Source organism: Paenibacillus montaniterrae (assembly GCF_018403185.1).
Classification (GTDB): domain Bacteria; phylum Bacillota; class Bacilli; order Paenibacillales; family Paenibacillaceae; genus Pristimantibacillus; species Pristimantibacillus montaniterrae.
The window spans coordinates 1-220 of sequence record NZ_BOSE01000073.1; the positions used below are offsets into that span (position 1 = coordinate 1).

Annotated in this window: 1 rRNA gene; it reads right to left on the reverse strand. The window is 48.2% G+C overall.

Features of this window, described 5'->3' with window-relative positions:
* Window positions 1–152 precede the first annotated feature (152 nt).
* A 16S ribosomal RNA gene (locus KJS52_RS27225) occupies window positions 153–220 on the reverse strand; the annotation flags it as partial.

Consider the following 220-nt stretch of genomic DNA (forward strand, 5'->3'; position numbering starts at 1 on the left):
TGGTTCCCCTCCGCTATCGCCACCAAACGATTTACTTATGGAAGAATCGTTTGATCCTTCAAAACTGACAACGAGTGAGCGAACTAACTGCCTTTAAGGGTGATCCTCAAGGGATCTGATGATCTTCGACTCGGAAGATCGTGTTCTCTTAGAAAGGAGGTGATCCAGCCGCACCTTCCGATACGGCTACCTTGTTACGACTTCACCCCAATCATCTACC